Here is a 15,156-nt window from a genome sequence, read left to right as displayed (position 1 = left end):
TGCTGCGGCGGGGCGGAGGGAAAAATCTCCGAGGAACGCAGGTTACAGCGCTGCTTTCCAGCAATCCAATGATTTATTTCCGCCGATCCATTCGATAATTTCGAATGTTTATTCCGCATCCGAAGGCTCCCATGGAAATCCGCCAGCTGCGCTACTTTCTCGACATCGCCCGCACCGAGCATCTGACGGCCTCGGCCAAGCAGCTGTTCGTCACCCAGTCGACGCTGTCGCACGGCCTGCGCCAGCTCGAGGAGGAGCTGGGCGTGGCGCTGTTCGAGCGCGTGGGCCGTGGCCTGAAGCTGTCGCAGGCCGGGCTGGTGTTCAGGGACTACGCGGCGCGCGCGCTGCAGGAGCTCGAAGCCGGGCGCATGGCGCTGGCCGATCTCGCCAGCCTGCAGGCCGGGCGGCTCACGGTGGGTGTCATTCCCACCTCGCTGCACACGCTGGTGCCCTCGGCCGTGGCGGCCTTCAACGCGCGCTACCCGAAGATCCATGTCGTGCTGCGCGAGCTGCTCGCGCCCGAGATCGAGGCGCTGCTGCTGAGCGGCGAGCTCGACCTGGGCATGGCCTTCCACCCCGCGGGCATCGACGGCGTGGCGTCCGAGCCGCTGTTCGAGGAGCACATGCAGTTCCTCGCGCATGCATCGCACCCGCTGGCAAGCCAGCGCCAGCCGCTGCGGCTGCAGCAGCTGCAGGAGGTGCCGCTGGTGCTGCTGTCGCGGCGCTTTGCCACGCGGCGGCTGGTCGAAGGGCATCTGCGCGCCGCCGGGGTGCAGCCCAGGATCATGGTGGAGATGGAATCCGTGCATGCGCTGATCGAGGCCTGCCGCTGGGGCCCGCAGCTGGCCTGCATCGTGCCCGAGCGCGCCGCCGCACTGCATGGCCAAGGGCTGTGCGCGCTGGGCCTGCAGCCGCCGCTGGTGCGCACGGCCAGCCTGCTGTGGAATGCGCGCACCTCGCGCAGCGCAGCCGCGCAGGCCTTCGCCAGCCTGCTGGCCGAGAGCGTGAAGCGGCAATGGAGCATGCCGGCGACCTCCTCCATTCATGCGTGAATCTCATATCTGGATGCAAACAAATCGTTTGCCCGCAAAGGCGCAACTGCCTACCATCGCCTTCATCTTTTGCCCACCATGCACAAAATGCAGGGCACATCCAACGCATCCAAGGAGACACACATGGCCGGCCAATTCCAATGGGACGATCCCTTCCAGCTCGACCAGCAGCTGACCGAAGACGAGCGCATGGTGCGCGACGCCGCGCGCGACTACTGCCAGGGGCAGCTGGCGCCGCGCGTGCTGGAGATGTTCCGCCACGAGAAGTCCGACATCTCCATCTTCCGCGAGATGGGCGAGCTGGGCCTGCTGGGCCCGACGATTCCCGCGGCCTATGGCGGCGCGGGCCTGAACTATGTGAGCTACGGCCTGGTGGCGCGCGAGATCGAGCGCGTGGACTCCGGCTACCGCTCGATGGCCAGCGTGCAGAGCTCGCTGGTCATGGTGCCGATCAATGAATTCGGCAGCGAGGAACAAAAGCAGAAGTACCTGCCCAAGCTCGCCAGCGGCGAGTTCATCGGCTGCTTCGGCCTGACCGAACCCGACCACGGCTCCGATCCCGGCTCGATGGCCACCCGCGCCCAGAAGGTCGATGGCGGCTACAAGCTCACGGGCAGCAAGATGTGGATCACCAACAGCCCCGTGGCCGACGTGTTCGTGGTCTGGGCCAAGGAAGTGTCCGAGGGCGGCGCCGTCGGCCAGATCCGCGGCTTCATCCTGGAGAAGGGCTGGAAGGGCCTGAGCGCTCCCGCGATCCACGGCAAGGTCGGCCTGCGCGCCTCGATCACCGGCGAGATCGTCATGGACGAGGTGTTCGTTCCCGAGGAGAACGCTTTTCCCGAAGTGCGCGGCCTCAAGGGCCCGTTCACCTGCCTCAACAGCGCCCGCTTCGGCATCGCCTGGGGCGCGATGGGCGCGGCCGAGGCCTGCTGGCACACCGCGCGCCAGTACACGCTGGACCGCAAGCAGTTCGGCCGCCCCTTGGCCGCCAACCAGCTGGTGCAGAAGAAGCTGGCCGACATGCAGACCGAAATCACGCTGGGCCTGCAGGCCGCGCTGCGTGTGGGCCGCATGAAGGACGAGCACCAGAACGTCATCGAAGTCACCTCCCTGATCAAGCGCAACAACTGCGGCAAGGCCCTGGACATCGCCCGCCTGGCGCGCGACATGCTCGGCGGCAACGGCATCAGCGATGAATTCGGTGTGGCACGCCATCTGGTGAACCTCGAGGTGGTGAACACCTATGAAGGTACGCATGACGTGCATGCGCTGATCCTGGGGCGTGCGCAGACGGGGATTGCGGCTTTCGCGAACTGAGTGAAGTCACAAGCGGGGCCGGGCTTAATCTGCCTCCCCGCGCTTGACTTGAGGTGGGACGTTCATGGTTCGACAGGCTCACCACGAACGGTGAAGAACCGTTCGCCCTGAGCTCGGAGCAGGACATGCTGTCGACGAAAGACAGCCTCACCGGAATTCCGTTCGCCCTGAGCTTGTCGAAGGGTGGACGGCCAGTCCTCCAGTGAACACCAATGCCTTCCCTGCAGGGCATCACTTCCCCCAGCCATGAACCCAACACCCACCCCCACCGCCCTCGCCGGCATCAAAGTCCTCGACCTCTCCCGCGTCCTTGCCGGCCCCTGGTGCACCCAGATGCTGGCCGACCTGGGCGCCGATGTCGTCAAGGTCGAGCGCCCGGTGGCCGGCGACGACACGCGCCACTGGGGCCCGCCCTTCCTGCGCGACGCGGACGGCAACGACACGCGCGACGCCAGCTACTTCACCGCCTGCAACCGCAACAAGCGCTCGATCACCGTCGACATGGCGCGCCCCGAGGGCCAGGCGCTGCTGCGGCGCATGGCCTGCGAGGCCGATGTCGTGGTGGAGAACTTCAAGGTCGGCGGGCTGCGCCAGTACGGCCTGGACTACGACAGCCTCAAGGCACTCAATCCGCGCCTGGTCTACTGCTCGATCACCGGCTTCGGCCAGGACGGGCCCTATGCCGAGCGCGCGGGCTACGACCTGATGGTGCAGGCCATGTGCGGCCTGATGAGCATCACGGGCCATGCCGACGGCACGCCCGGCGGCGGCCCGCTCAAGGCCGGCGTGGCGGTGATCGACGTGTTCACCGGCCTGTATGCCAGCAACGCGATCCTGGCGGCCATCAACGCGCGCCACCACAGCGGCCAGGGCCAGTACATCGACATGGCGCTGCTCGATGTGGGCATGGCGGTGCTGGCCAACCAGGCCGCGGGCTTTCTCGCCACCGGCCAGTCGCCGGGCCGCGCGGGCAACGTGCATCCCAGCCTGGCGCCCTACCAGGACTTCGTGACCTCGGACGGCAACGTGCTGCTGGCCATCGGCAACGACGGCCAGTTCGCGCGCTTTTGCGCCGCGACGGGCCATGCCGAATGGGCGCAGGATGCGCGCTTTGCCACCAACACCGCGCGCGTGCGCAACCGCGCCGAGTTGCTGGCATCGATGGAGCCGGTGCTGCGCACGCGCACCACCGCCGAATGGATCACGCTGTTCGAGGACAAGGCCGTGCCCTGCGGCCCGATCAACACCGTGGCGCAGGCCTTCGACGACCCGCAGGTGCGCGCCCGCGGCCTGCGCATCGAACTGCCGCGCGATGATGGCCAGCCGGCCATCGCCGGCGTCGCCAACCCGGTGCGCCTGTCGGCCACGCCCGTGGCGTACCACCGCGCGCCGCCGGCGCTGGGACAGCATACGCAGGAGGTGCTGCAGGAGATGGGGTTGGACGAGGCGCGCATCGAGGCGTTGCGTGAGGGCGGGGTGATTTGACAGCCGTTCCTGCGCCTGTTTCGTCAGGGCTGCGGTTCCAGCCGTTCGTCCTGAGCCTGTCGAAGGATGAAGGTCCTGCGCTCAAGCATTGAGGACAGGCCGTCCATGGTTCGACGGGCCCGCCCAGGGAAGCTCGCCACGAACGGTTCCCAGGGAAACTACCAAAGCATTCCCCCCTCCCGACCGCCCCGCTTCCCCACCAATCCACTAGCATTTGTCCCGTTGAACAAAACATCCAAGGGAGACAAATCAATGCTTCGCAAAACGCTTCTGGCCGCAGGCCTGCTCTCGGTCTTCGGCAGCGCCATCGCCCAGTCCGCCTATCCGAACAAGCCCATCAAGCTGCTGGTGCCCTTTGCCGCCGGCGGCACCACCGACCTGATTGCGCGCGTCATCGCCGACCCGCTGGGCCGCGAGCTGGGCCAGCCGGTGGTGGTCGAGAACCGCGGCGGTGGCGGCGGCAGCATCGGCGCCGCGGAAACCGCGCGCGCCACGGCCGACGGCTACCACCTGGGCATCGCCACGGTGTCGACCACGGCCACCAATCCGGCCATCAATCCCAAGATCCCCTACAACGTCGCCACCGACTTCACGCCGGTCATCAACATCGCGGCCACGCCCAACGTGATTGCGGCCAATCCGCAGTTCGCGGGCAAGAACTACGCGCAGTTCCTTGCCGAGGTGAAGAAGAACCCGGGCAAGTACTCCTATGCCTCGCCCGGCACCGGCTCGATCACCCATCTGATGATGGAAATGTTCAAGCTCTCGACCGGCACCGACATGATGCACGTGCCCTACCGCGGCTCGGGCCCGGCGCTCAACGACGCGGTGGCCGGCCAGGTGCCGCTGATCTTCGACAACCTGCCCTCGGCCCTGCCCTTCATCAAGGAAAAGCGCCTGGTGGCGCTGGTGGTGGCCGCGCCCGAGCGCGTGCCGGCCATGCCCGATGTGCCGACGTTCAAGGAGGTCGGCCTCGAGGCCGCCAACCGCATGGCCTACTACGGCATCGTCGGCCCCAAGGGCCTGCCCAAGGACATCGTCGACAAGGTCAATGCCGCGACGCGCAAGGTGCTGCAGGACCCGGCCATCCGCAAGCGCATCGAGGAAACCGGCTCCATCATCCAGGCCGACACGCCGGAGAGATTCGCCCAGCAGATGAAGGAGGAGCTGGCGGTTTACAAGAACGTCGTGGTCAAGCAGAAGCTGACGATGGACTGATCACGCTGCAATGAACAAACCCCGCCGAGGCGGGGTTTGTTCATGGGTGCATGGGTGCCGGATCAGTAGCTTTCGCCGTACTGGAGCTGGCCCGCATCGCGTGCGCGCTGCATGTCCGCATACACCTGCTCGGACGTCAGGCCCTGGCCTTGCGTCTGCGCCGGGTACAGATCGGGACGCAGCTGGTTCTGGCGCAGGCCGGCTTCGCCCTCGGCCAGTTCGCCATTGGCACGCGCCTGCTCGAGCTCGGCCAGGACCTGGGCACGGGTCTTGGGAGCGGCAGACTGCTGGGCGGGGTATTGCTGCGGCTGCAGCACGTTGCGCGGCAGGCTGCTGCGGGTGTCGATGATGGCACCGCTGCGCTGGGCCTCGGACAGCTCGGCCATGACCTGCGCGCGGGTCAGGCCGGCGGGCTCGGCGGCCAGGGCGTGGCCGGCGGCTGCGGCAGTCAGGGACAGGATCAGGATCGAAGCGCTGTGGCGGATGGATGTCATGGTGTCTCTCAAATCATGTTCAAGGAAAGCTGCGGTCCGGAGATCCGCTGCCAGGCGATGAAGACAATTCTGTGACAGCACGGCCTTTCTGAAGATTGCGCAGACATTACCTTTCCGTCATGTGCACGGCAGGCCGGCATCTTCAGGAAAGCACCTGGAAATACTGCGCCAGCGGCTCGCGCTCGGTCCGTGTCTGGTTGCCCGGCGCCTCGGGATCGGGCCAGCCCAGCGCCACGCCGCAGACCACGATCTCGCTGTCGGGCAGCCCCAGTTCGCGGCGCACGATTTCCGGATACGAGGCCAGCGCCCCGATCGCGCAAGCGCCCAGGCCCTCGGCATGCGCCGCCATCAGCAGGCCGTGCAGGCACATGCCCAGGTCCATGAAGCCGCCGCTGCCGAAGGCGCGCTCGATCGTCACCAGCAGCGCCACCGGCGCGTCGAAGAAGCGGTAGTTGTGCTCGAACTGCTGCGCGCGCGCGGCGGCATCGCCGCGCGCGATGCCCAGGCTGCGGTAGAGCGCCTGCGCCGCGGCCACCTGGCGCTTGCGCAGCTGCATGGGCATGGGTTGGGGAAAGTAATCGTATTCCTCGCGCGGCGGCTGCTGCGTGCGCACTGCCTCGCACAGCGCGACGCTCACGCGCTCGCGTGCCTCGCCCTGCAGCGCCCAGAAACGGCCGGGCTGGAGATTGGCGCCACTGGGCGCCTGGCGCGCGGTCTGCAGCAGCTGTTCGAGCAGTGCCTGGGGCACGGGGGTGGGCAGGAAGCCGCGTATGGAACGCCGGCTTTGCGCCAGCGACGCATAGGAAGGGAAATGGTTCTGCATGAAGAGGTCTGCGCTATGGGATGCCCGCGCGCTCGAATACGGCCGCCGCGCCCAGGCCGCCGGCGCCCGCGATGCAGGCCAGGCCGCGCTGTCCGCGCTGCAATCGGGCCAGCACGCGCACCGCGGCCACCGCGCCCGAGGCGCCGATCGGGTGGCCGCGCGCCAGCCCGCCGCCCTGGGTATTGAGCTGTTCCGGTGCCAGGCCGAGCCGGGCGCGGAAATCCAGGGCCTGCACGGCAAAGGCATCATGCAGCTCCCAGCAATCGATATCCGGCACGCCGAGATCCAGACGATCGAGCAGTTGGCGCGCTGCCGTGGCCGCGCAGAGCATCGGGGCCTCGGGCGCGCCGCCCACGCTCGCGCCGCCGCGCCATAGTGCCGCGGCTTGCAGGCCCCATTCGCGGCAGGCCTCGGGCGTGGCCAGCAGCAGCAGCGCCGCGCCGTCGGCCCTGGGTGAGATCGCCACGGTGCTGATGGCGCATTCGGTTGCCCCCGACGCCGGCAGCGCCGCCACCGGCATGCGCGCCACGCGCTCGGCACGCAGCGCGCGCGGGTAGGCATCATGGTCCAGGCCCTGCAGCGCAATGATTTCCTCAGCCATTGCCGCGCGCGCGGCAGCGGCCCGGGCATGGCTTTGCAGTGCGTGGGCATCCTGCGCCACGCGCGTGCAGCCGATGCGCTGCGCATGGTCGGCCGCGGCCTGCAGCATGTCGGGATCGCGTTCGGGCCAGGGCGCAAAGGCCGGCCGCTCATAGGCCACGGCGCTATGACGGTGCTGGCGGATCGGCGCGCGGCTCCAGGCTTCGGCACCACCGGCAAGGACAACGCGTGCCTGCCCCGAGGCCAGCAGCCCGCAGGCCAGCGTGATGGCGTCAAGGCCCGCGCAGCACTGCGTATCCACGCTGTAGGCGGCGCAGCTCTCATGCAGGCCCGCAGCCAGCGCCAGCATGCGCGCCGGGTTGCCGCCCGCGCCCAGCGCATTGCCCAGCACCACGGCATCGATGGCCTGCGCCGGCAGGCCGGAACGTGCCAGCAGCGCCTGCACCAGCGGCGCGCCCAGTTCATGCGGCTGCAGCTGCGACAGCGCGCCGCCCACCGGCGCCACGGGGGTGCGGGCCCAGCCAATGACGGGAACGGCGCGGTTCATGGCCATGGCTGCAGCGGGTGCGCGCCGGGATCCGCCAGCGCCCGCGCAATCGCCGCGTGATCGGTCTTGCCGCTGGCGGTGAGCGGCCAGGCGCCCTGCCACAGCCACCACTGGCGCGGCGCCTTGTAGGCTTCCAGCGTCTCGCGGCACCACTGCGCAAGGGCCAGCGCATCGGGCATGGGGCAGACATCGTCCATCGATTGCAATACCGCGTGCACCGCATGCCCGCGCAGCCCGTCGGCCACGCCATGCAGCGAGACCTGGCCCAGGGCGGGATGCGCCTGCAGCCGCGCCTCGACCTCCTCGGGAAACAGATTCTTGCCCTGGGTCACGAGCATGCGGCTCTCGCGCCCCAGCAGATGCAGCCGGCCCTGGGCATCGCGATGGCCGATGTCGCGCACCGACAGCCATTCGCCGCGCCGCAGCGCCGCCGAGCCATCGGAATGCCCCACATAGTCCATGAACAGCATCGGGCTGCGCACCCAGATCAGCCCCGGGCCGGCGCTGCTCTTTCCCTCCAGCGGATCGGTGCCTATATGCAGCTCGACATTGCTGAACGGCCGCCCCACCGCCTGCGCCGGCGCGGCGGGATCGGCCTGCATCCAAGCGATATAGCTGGCTTCCGAAGCGCCATAGAACTCGACGATGCGCGCCTTGGGAAACAGCGCCTGCAGCGCCGGCGTGCGCTCGCGCATCCAGCGCGCCCCGCTGATCAGCAGCAGCGCCACGCCATCGATGGGCTGCACAGCGCGGCGCTGCGCCCATTCCAGCATCAGCTGCAGCTGGCTGGGTACAGCCACCAGCAGGGGAAACGTCCCCGACTGCAGCCGCGCCAGCGCGCGGCCCGCGGAAAAGCGCTCCTGTATCTCCACACCCGCGCCGCTCCACAGCCCCAGCAGCGCGGCGAACAGGAATAGCGAGTGCGACAGGCGCCCGGGCGCGAACACCCGCTGCGCGGCCGCCGCCCCCAGGTCCTGCGCCGAGACACGGAAGCTTTCGGCCCACGAGCGGTGGTGGCGGCGAAAGCCCTTGGGCAGGCCGCTGCTGCCCGAAGTGAAGCCGATGTAGAAAGGTGTCTCGGGGCCGGGCTCAGGCATGTCGGCCGCGGGCTGCTGCGCGAATTGCGCCGCAATGCGCGCCTGCACGCCCGCGGGCCAATCCGGGTCCGCGACCGCGGCGCAGCGCCCGCTGGCAATCACCGCCAGGAACTCCACGATGCGCTCCAGGCCCGGGCCACTGCCCTCCAGCAGCACCGTGGCCGGCGCCCGGCATGCGCGCAACGCCTGCGCCTGCTGCTCCACGCGCGCATGCAGCTGCGCAAAAGTCAGCTGCTCCACACCGTTCGACAGCGCAATGGCGCCGGGTTGTACCCGGCTCCAGTGCGCCAGCGGCCCATGCACCAGCGCAAAGGCTTCGGGCAAGCCAGTCCCCGACTCCGGCACGGCCGGCAGGAACGCCGAAGGCCGCATCAGGCGCCGCGCCCGCCCAGGCGCCAGTCCGGCAGCGCCCGGGCCACCGTGTGCACGACCAGCGCGCACAGCACGCACTTGAGCATATCGCCGGGCACGAACAGCAGATCGCCCCAGAAGGCCTGCATCAGCGGAATCTTCGCAACCAGCACCAGCCCGGCAATGCCGAAGGCATGCAGCACCAGCACCCCGCCCAGCACCGAGGCAACGAAGGCGCTGGCCGCGGCGCGCAGCGCGGTGGCCTTGGGCAGCAGCGCCATCAGCAGGCCGGTGGTGAAGGCCGCCGGGATCCAGCCGATGAGATAGCCCGTGGTCGGCGCCATGAACACGCCCAGCCCGCCACGCCCGCCAGCGAGCAGCGGCAGGCCCGCGGCCACGGCGACCAGGAACAGCAAGATAGCCTGCAGTCCCCGCCACGGCCCGAGCAGGCAGCCGGCCATCATCACGCCCAGCGTCTGCAGCGTGATCGGCACCCCCAGCGGCAGGTCGATCTTCGGGATCAGGCCCATGACCGCGATCAGCGCGGCAAACAGGCCCACCAGGGCCATGGATTCGGACTGGCGGCGGGACATGGCGGTTTTCATCTTGGTACTCGTTGGTTCGATCGGAATAAAAGGAAATCAGCCGCCCAGGCGTGCGAACAGCGCATCGGCGACGCGGCGCGCGGACTGCAGCATCTGCACCGTGAGCGGCGCCACCAGCCGCAGCCCGCCGGCGCGGCCGGTGCGCAGGCGGTGGGCATCGTCGAGCTTCTTCCATTGCACGAAAAAATGCTCGGTGAAGCGCAGCATCAACCCCAGCTGCAGGGAAATGCGCTCGGGCTGCAGGCCGATGCGCGCCAGCGGCGCGAGCCACCGGTCCAGCACCTCCAGCAGATCCATCGGGCGCGTGCTCACCGTGAGCGCCACGCCCAGCGTGCAGGCGCAGGCCAGGCGCAGCGCGCTCACCGCCGCCAGCGCCGGCCGGCCCATCCACAGGTGGAAGGCAGCCACCAGGCCCGCGCCGATCAGCACCGTCAGCATCAGCCGGTGCGCGACGCGCGTGGCCGCGCCCAGGCTGAGCCACAGCAGTGCGCAGGCCAGGCCGCAGCCCGCCAGCACCCAGGGGTTGTCGGTGAGGAACAGCAGCGTTCCGGCCAGCGCCATGCAGGCCAGCTTGAAACCCGCGCCCAGGCGGTGCAGCCAGGTGGGCAGCTCGCTGTAGAGGCTTCCCATGTTCAGCTCCTCCTGGAGGGCGCAGCCGCGCGCCGCGCCGCGACTTCCTCGGCCACCGCGGCCTCATACGCCGCGCAGACCTGCGCGCCCGGGCCGTCGCCGCGCACCCGGCCCTGGTCGAGCCAGACCACGCGTTCATAGTCGCGCACATGGGCCAGCACATGGGTCGAGACGATGACCTGCTGCGGCGCCGCGGCGATGTCGTCGGCCAGCTGCGCCTGGCCCGGCAGGTCCAGGCTGGCATAGGGTTCGTCGAGCAGCACCGTGCGCGGCGCGGCCAGCAGCAGCGCCAGCCAGCAGACCATCTGGCGCTGGCCCTGGCTCAGGCTGCTGATGGCGCGCCCGGCCCAGTGCGCCAGCCCGCGCTGCGCAAGGAATTCACGCGCCTGCGCCTTGGCCTCGTGCTTCGCCTGGCCCCAGGCCTGCAGCCCCAGCGCCAGTTCCTCCTCCACCGTGGGAAAGATGATCTGGTCGTCGGGGTTCTGGAACATCATGCCGACCCAGCGCGTGCGCTCGCGCCCGGCCGCATGCAGGTTCTGCCCGTCGAACAGCACCTCGCCCGCGGCGGGCGCATCCAGCCCGCACAACAGGCGGAACAGGCTGGTCTTGCCTGCGCCGTTATGCCCGATCAGCCCGATGCGCGGCGCATCCCAGCGCAGGCTCAGGCCGTCGAACACCGTGGTCTGGCCGCGCGCCAGCCGCACATCGGCCAGCGCAATGGATGGCGTCTGCGCGGCAGGGTCTCGAGCGTGGGAAACGGGCATGGGGGAGTCGGGGGAAAGGAAGGCACGGCAGCGATCGCCGCAAAAGCAAAGTTCGCTTATCTTGCCACCAAATATGCGCGTTCTGCCTACAACTCCATGCAAATAAACAGGGCCCCGAAGGATGCCACATGTTCGCGCAAAGATAGGCGGATATGCAGGCGAAATGCGGTGTGTTGGAGGCCCTTTGATGCATTGCCGCGCTACTCCCCTGCAAGAGCATGCAATTCACCGCAAATGCCGGCGCCCCGTGCCCGCAGATGGGCGATATACGCGAAACTCACAGCACGGTCAGCGCCGGCTCCTCGTGCAGCAATTGCTGGATGCGGTTGCCAGGCCCCATGATCGCCACGCGCGGCACATGGGCCGCCATCTCCTCGGCACCGACATAGGCGTAGGCAATGATGATCACGATATCGCCGCGCTGCACCAGCCGCGCGGCCGCGCCATTGACGCAGATGACGCCGCTGGCGCGCGCCCCGGCAATCACATAGGTCTCGAAGCGCGCGCCATTGTTGTTGTTGACCACATGCACCTTCTCGTTGGCGACGATGCCCACGGCGTCCATCAGGTCCTGGTCGATGGTGATGGAGCCGACGTAGTTGAGGTCGGCCTGGGTCACCTGGGCGCGGTGGATCTTGCTGTTCATCAGCATGCGGAACATGGCTTATCTCTCGAAGGTGATGTTGTCGATCAGGCGCGTGCGGCCCAGGTGCACCGCGGCCAGGGCGATGCATTGCCGATCGTCCTCGCCCAGCGGCAGCAGGTCGGGCCAGGCCAGCAGCTCGAGATAGTCGATGCGGCCCTCGGGCATATGCTGCGCGATGTGCGCGCGTGCCGCCTGCAACGCGGCATCGGGCGCGCTGCCGGCCTGCAGCCGCTGCCGGCACAGCTGCAGCGCGGCGTGGATGGCCGGCGCCTGCGCACGCTCTGTGGCACTCAGATAGACATTGCGCGATGACTTGGCCAGCCCGTCGGGCTCGCGCACCACGGGAATGACCTTGATCTCAAGCGGCAGGTCGTAGTCGCGCACGAAGGTCTGGATGATCGCCACCTGCTGCGCATCCTTTTTCCCGAAGAACGCGCGCTCGGGCTGCACCAGGTTGAACAGCTTGCATACCACCTGCAGCACGCCGTCGAAATGCCCCGGGCGCGAGGCGCCGCACAGGATCCCGGCCTGGCGCCCGGCCAGGATCAGCGGGCCCGCGGCATGCGGGTACATCTCCTCGGTCGATGGCGCGAACACGGCATCGACGCCATGCGCCGCGGCCAGCGCGCAGTCGCCCTCGAGATCGCGCGGATAGGCATCGAAATCCTCGTTCGGCCCGAACTGGCGCGGGTTCACGAAGATGCTCATCACCACCCGGTCGCAATGCCGGCGCGCGCTCTCGACCAGCGCCATATGGCCGCTGTGCAGCGCGCCCATGGTCGGCACCAGGCCGATGGTGTGGCCCTGGCTGCGCTCGCGCGCCAGCCACTCGCGCAGTGCGGCGATGGAAGTCAGTATTTGCATGTGAAGAATGGAAGTTCAGGCGGCGGCGGGCAAGGCGGCGCCGTAGAGCCGCTCCAGTACCGCACCGCCAAGATTGAAGCTGTGGGCTTCGGCCGGGAACGCGCCGCTGCGCACCGCCCGGGCATAGTCCGCCAGGCCCTGCTGCACCTGCGGCCCCACCTGCGCGAACTGCTGCACGAATTTCGGCACGCGGTGGCTGCCGTAGCCCAGCAGGTCGTGGAACACCAGCACCTGGCCATCGGTGCCCGGTCCGGCGCCAATGCCGATGGTGGGAATGTCCAGCTGCCGCGTGATGTGCGCCGCCAGCTGCTGCGGCACGCATTCCAGCACCAGCGCGCAGGCGCCCGCGGCCTGGCAGGCCAGCGCGTCGCGCAGCATCTGCTCGGCGGCATCGCCATCGCGCCCCTGCACCTTGTAGCCGCCGAGCACCGCGGCCGACTGCGGCGTGAGCCCCAGATGCGCCACCACCGGAATGCCGACCTGGGTCAGGCGCCGGATCACGCCGATCACCTCGCCCGCGCCCTCGAGCTTGAGCGCATCGGCGCCGCTGCGCTGCAGCATGTCGACGGCGCAGCGCGTCGCGCTTTCCAGGCCCGCGTGGTAGCTGCCAAAGGGCATGTCCAGCACGATGCAGGTCGCGGGCGCGCCGCGGCGCACGGCCTTGGCATGGTGCACCATGTCGTCCACGGTGACGGGCACGGTGGATTCATAACCCAGCACCACCATGCCCAGCGAATCGCCGACCAGGATGGTGTCGGCGCCCGCGGCCTCGGCATAGCGCGCGCCGGGACAGTCATAGGCTGTCACCATCACGATCTTGCGCTGCTCGCGCTTGAACTGCGGGAATTCGGTCGTCGATCTCATGGCGCTGTCTCCGTGTCCCGGGGGCCTGCGGCGCAAGCCCGGGAAGCTTGTTTTTCGGCGCGCAGACCTTAACACAGCCGCCCTAAACCACCTTGGCGCTAGACGTCGATCGCCTGCGCCGCCCCCGCCCTCTTGCGCAGCTCGAACTTCTGGATCTTGCCGGTGCTGGTCTTGGGCAGCTCGCCGAACACCACCGCGCGCGGCAGCTTGAACCCCGCGAGATGCTGGCGGCAATGCGCGACGATGGCCTCGGGCGTGGCCGTGGCGCCGGCCTTGAGCTCCACGAAGGCGCAGGGCGTTTCGCCCCACCTGGGATCGGGCCGCGCCACCACCGCCGCGGCCAGCACGTCGGGGTGGCGGTAGAGCACGTCCTCGACCTCGATGGAGGAGATGTTCTCGCCGCCCGAGATGATGATGTCCTTGCTGCGGTCCTTGATCTTGATGTAGCCGTCGGGGTATTGCACGCCCAGGTCGCCGCTGTGGAACCAGCCGCCGGCAAACGCATCCTGCGTGGCCCGGGGGGTTCTTCAGGTAGCCCTTCATCGCGATATTGCCCTTGAACATGATCTCGCCCATGGTCTCGCCGTCCTGTGGCACGGGCTGCAGGGTCTCGGGGTCGAGCACGCGCACGTCGCCCTGCAGGTGAAAGCGCACGCCCTGGCGCGCGTTCAGCCGCGCGCGCTCGCCGATGTCGAGTGCGCGCCATTCCTCGTGCTGCGGGCACACCGCCGCCGGGCCATAGGTTTCGGTCAGGCCGTAGACATGGGTCAGATCGAAGCCCATGCGCTCCATGCCCTCGATCATCGAGGCCGGCGGCGCGGCGCCCGCCACCATGGCCTTGACGCCCGCGGGCACTCCCTGCTTCATCGCTTCGGGCGCGTTGACCAGCATGCCCTGCACGATGGGCGCGCCGCAGTAATGCGTGACACCGTGCGCGCGCATGGCATCGAAGATGGCCTGCGGCTCGACGCGGCGCAGGCAGACGTTGACGGCCGCGCGCAGCGCCAGCGTCCAGGGAAAGCACCAGCCGTTGCAGTGGAACATCGGCAGCGTCCACAGGTACACCGCATGCTTGGGCATGTCCCATTCCAGCACATTGCTGATGGCGTTGGTGGCCGCGCCGCGGTGGTGGTAGACGACGCCCTTGGGGTTGCCGGTGGTGCCGCTGGTGTAGTTCAGCGCGATCGCATCCCATTCGTCGGCGGGCAGCTGCCAGTCGAAACCCGCGTCGCCTTCGGACAAAAGCGTTTCATAGTCGATACCGCCCAGCGCCCGCGTCGTGGCGCCATAGACCTCGTCCTGCACCTCGACGACCAGCAGCTCGCGGGTGGATTGGCGCAGCGCCAGCGCCCGGCCCAGCAAAGCGGCGAATTCCGGGTCGACGATCACCGCGCGGGCTTCGCCATGGTCCAGCATGAAGGCGATGGCTTCGGGGTCCAGCCGGGTGTTCAGCGCATTGAGCACCGCGCCGGCCATCGGCACCCCGAAATGCGCCTCGACCATCGGCGGCGTGTTCGGCAGCAGCACCGCCACGGTGTCATTCTTGCCGATGCCATGTTGCTGCAGCGCACTGGCGAGCTGGCGGCAGCGCGCGTAGGTCTGGCCCCAGGTCTGGCGCAGCGCGCCATGCACGATGGCCAGGCGCCCCGGGTAGACCTCGGCGGTGCGCGCGATGAAGGCCAGCGGCGTGAGCGGCGCGGTGTTGGCGGGGTTGCGGGGAAGATCGCTGTCGAAGATGGAAGTCACGGCGGGATTCCTTGCTGAGCGCAACGCGACCCCCGCGCTGCAGGCAACCACTC

14 protein-coding genes and 1 pseudogene are annotated in these 15,156 nt (G+C 68.8%); 4 read left to right on the top strand and 11 right to left on the bottom strand.

Annotation, left to right across the window (positions count from 1 at the left end):
* Positions 1 to 131: 131 nt before the first annotated feature.
* The 4 genes from M9799_RS11910 to M9799_RS11895 all read left to right on the top strand — a co-directional run bounded on the left by M9799_RS11910 (position 132) and on the right by M9799_RS11895 (position 5,072).
* Positions 132 to 1,052, top strand: a complete 921-nt coding sequence (locus tag M9799_RS11910; RefSeq protein ID WP_231041892.1) for a LysR substrate-binding domain-containing protein — start codon at positions 132 to 134, stop codon at positions 1,050 to 1,052.
* A 123-nt stretch (positions 1,053 to 1,175) separates the two neighbouring features.
* A complete protein-coding gene (locus M9799_RS11905; RefSeq protein WP_231041891.1) occupies positions 1,176 to 2,369 on the top strand; it encodes an acyl-CoA dehydrogenase in 1,194 nt (397 codons plus the stop codon).
* Positions 2,370 to 2,615: 246 nt separating this feature from the next.
* Positions 2,616 to 3,854 carry a CaiB/BaiF CoA transferase family protein gene (locus M9799_RS11900; protein ID WP_231041890.1) on the top strand — a complete coding sequence of 413 codons (1,239 nt, stop codon included), beginning with the start codon at positions 2,616 to 2,618 and terminating at the stop codon, positions 3,852 to 3,854.
* A gap of 252 nt (positions 3,855 to 4,106) precedes the next feature.
* Complete coding sequence (locus M9799_RS11895) at positions 4,107 to 5,072, top strand: tripartite tricarboxylate transporter substrate binding protein BugE (RefSeq protein WP_231041889.1); 966 nt, start codon at positions 4,107 to 4,109, stop codon at positions 5,070 to 5,072.
* A 62-nt stretch (positions 5,073 to 5,134) separates the two neighbouring features.
* Here M9799_RS11895 and M9799_RS11890 read toward each other — a convergent pair whose 3' ends face one another.
* From M9799_RS11890 to M9799_RS11840, 11 genes and pseudogenes are all read right to left on the bottom strand, one after another.
* Entirely contained in the window at positions 5,135 to 5,566 is a 432-nt protein-coding gene (locus M9799_RS11890) for a DUF4148 domain-containing protein (protein ID WP_231041888.1), read from the bottom strand.
* Between the two features lie 142 nt (positions 5,567 to 5,708).
* Complete coding sequence (locus M9799_RS11885; RefSeq protein ID WP_231041887.1) at positions 5,709 to 6,389, bottom strand: nitroreductase; 681 nt, start codon at positions 6,387 to 6,389, stop codon at positions 5,709 to 5,711.
* Between the two features lie 13 nt (positions 6,390 to 6,402).
* Positions 6,403 to 7,536 carry a thiolase family protein gene (locus M9799_RS11880; protein ID WP_231042165.1) on the bottom strand — a complete coding sequence of 378 codons (1,134 nt, stop codon included), beginning with the start codon at positions 7,534 to 7,536 and terminating at the stop codon, positions 6,403 to 6,405.
* On the bottom strand, positions 7,533 to 9,005 hold the full coding sequence (locus tag M9799_RS11875) for an AMP-binding protein (protein WP_231041886.1): 1,473 nt from the start codon (positions 9,003 to 9,005) through the stop codon (positions 7,533 to 7,535). The genes M9799_RS11880 and M9799_RS11875 overlap by 4 nt, the downstream gene beginning before the upstream one ends.
* A complete protein-coding gene (locus tag M9799_RS11870) occupies positions 9,005 to 9,589 on the bottom strand; it encodes a biotin transporter BioY (protein WP_231041885.1) in 585 nt (194 codons plus the stop codon). Before M9799_RS11870 ends, M9799_RS11875 begins: the two co-directional genes overlap by 1 nt.
* A gap of 36 nt (positions 9,590 to 9,625) precedes the next feature.
* Positions 9,626 to 10,219, bottom strand: a complete 594-nt coding sequence (locus M9799_RS11865; RefSeq protein ID WP_231041884.1) for an energy-coupling factor transporter transmembrane component T family protein — start codon at positions 10,217 to 10,219, stop codon at positions 9,626 to 9,628.
* 2 nt (positions 10,220 to 10,221) lie between these two features.
* Complete coding sequence (locus M9799_RS11860; protein ID WP_231041883.1) at positions 10,222 to 10,983, bottom strand: energy-coupling factor ABC transporter ATP-binding protein; 762 nt, start codon at positions 10,981 to 10,983, stop codon at positions 10,222 to 10,224.
* A 277-nt stretch (positions 10,984 to 11,260) separates the two neighbouring features.
* Positions 11,261 to 11,644, bottom strand: a complete 384-nt coding sequence (panD, locus tag M9799_RS11855) for an aspartate 1-decarboxylase (RefSeq protein WP_231041882.1) — start codon at positions 11,642 to 11,644, stop codon at positions 11,261 to 11,263.
* 3 nt (positions 11,645 to 11,647) lie between these two features.
* A complete protein-coding gene (gene panC, locus M9799_RS11850; protein WP_231041881.1) occupies positions 11,648 to 12,493 on the bottom strand; it encodes a pantoate--beta-alanine ligase in 846 nt (281 codons plus the stop codon).
* Between the two features lie 15 nt (positions 12,494 to 12,508).
* Complete coding sequence (gene panB / locus M9799_RS11845; protein ID WP_422692659.1) at positions 12,509 to 13,303, bottom strand: 3-methyl-2-oxobutanoate hydroxymethyltransferase; 795 nt, start codon at positions 13,301 to 13,303, stop codon at positions 12,509 to 12,511.
* 152 nt (positions 13,304 to 13,455) lie between these two features.
* Positions 13,456 to 15,103: pseudogene (locus M9799_RS11840) on the bottom strand (acyl-CoA synthetase).
* Positions 15,104 to 15,156 lie beyond the last annotated feature (53 nt).

The organism is Comamonas endophytica (genome assembly GCF_023634805.2).
In the GTDB taxonomy this organism is placed as follows: domain Bacteria; phylum Pseudomonadota; class Gammaproteobacteria; order Burkholderiales; family Burkholderiaceae_C; genus Comamonas; species Comamonas endophytica.
This window is presented reverse-complemented; position numbering and strand designations above follow the sequence as displayed.

Coding starts and splice junctions, on each gene's coding strand:
- panC (WP_231041881.1), bottom strand. CDS start 12,493: ATGCAAATACTGACTTCCATCGCCGCACTGCGCGAGTGGCTGGCGCGC.
- M9799_RS11885 (WP_231041887.1), bottom strand. CDS start 6,389: ATGCAGAACCATTTCCCTTCCTATGCGTCGCTGGCGCAAAGCCGGCGT.
- M9799_RS11880 (WP_231042165.1), bottom strand. CDS start 7,536: ATGAACCGCGCCGTTCCCGTCATTGGCTGGGCCCGCACCCCCGTGGCG.
- M9799_RS11895 (WP_231041889.1), top strand. CDS start 4,107: ATGCTTCGCAAAACGCTTCTGGCCGCAGGCCTGCTCTCGGTCTTCGGC.
- panB (WP_422692659.1), bottom strand. CDS start 13,303: ATGGTGACAGCCTATGACTGTCCCGGCGCGCGCTATGCCGAGGCCGCG.
- M9799_RS11875 (WP_231041886.1), bottom strand. CDS start 9,005: ATGCGGCCTTCGGCGTTCCTGCCGGCCGTGCCGGAGTCGGGGACTGGC.
- M9799_RS11860 (WP_231041883.1), bottom strand. CDS start 10,983: ATGCCCGTTTCCCACGCTCGAGACCCTGCCGCGCAGACGCCATCCATT.
- M9799_RS11900 (WP_231041890.1), top strand. CDS start 2,616: ATGAACCCAACACCCACCCCCACCGCCCTCGCCGGCATCAAAGTCCTC.
- M9799_RS11870 (WP_231041885.1), bottom strand. CDS start 9,589: ATGAAAACCGCCATGTCCCGCCGCCAGTCCGAATCCATGGCCCTGGTG.
- M9799_RS11865 (WP_231041884.1), bottom strand. CDS start 10,219: ATGGGAAGCCTCTACAGCGAGCTGCCCACCTGGCTGCACCGCCTGGGC.
- M9799_RS11905 (WP_231041891.1), top strand. CDS start 1,176: ATGGCCGGCCAATTCCAATGGGACGATCCCTTCCAGCTCGACCAGCAG.
- M9799_RS11890 (WP_231041888.1), bottom strand. CDS start 5,566: ATGACATCCATCCGCCACAGCGCTTCGATCCTGATCCTGTCCCTGACT.
- panD (WP_231041882.1), bottom strand. CDS start 11,644: ATGTTCCGCATGCTGATGAACAGCAAGATCCACCGCGCCCAGGTGACC.
- M9799_RS11910 (WP_231041892.1), top strand. CDS start 132: ATGGAAATCCGCCAGCTGCGCTACTTTCTCGACATCGCCCGCACCGAG.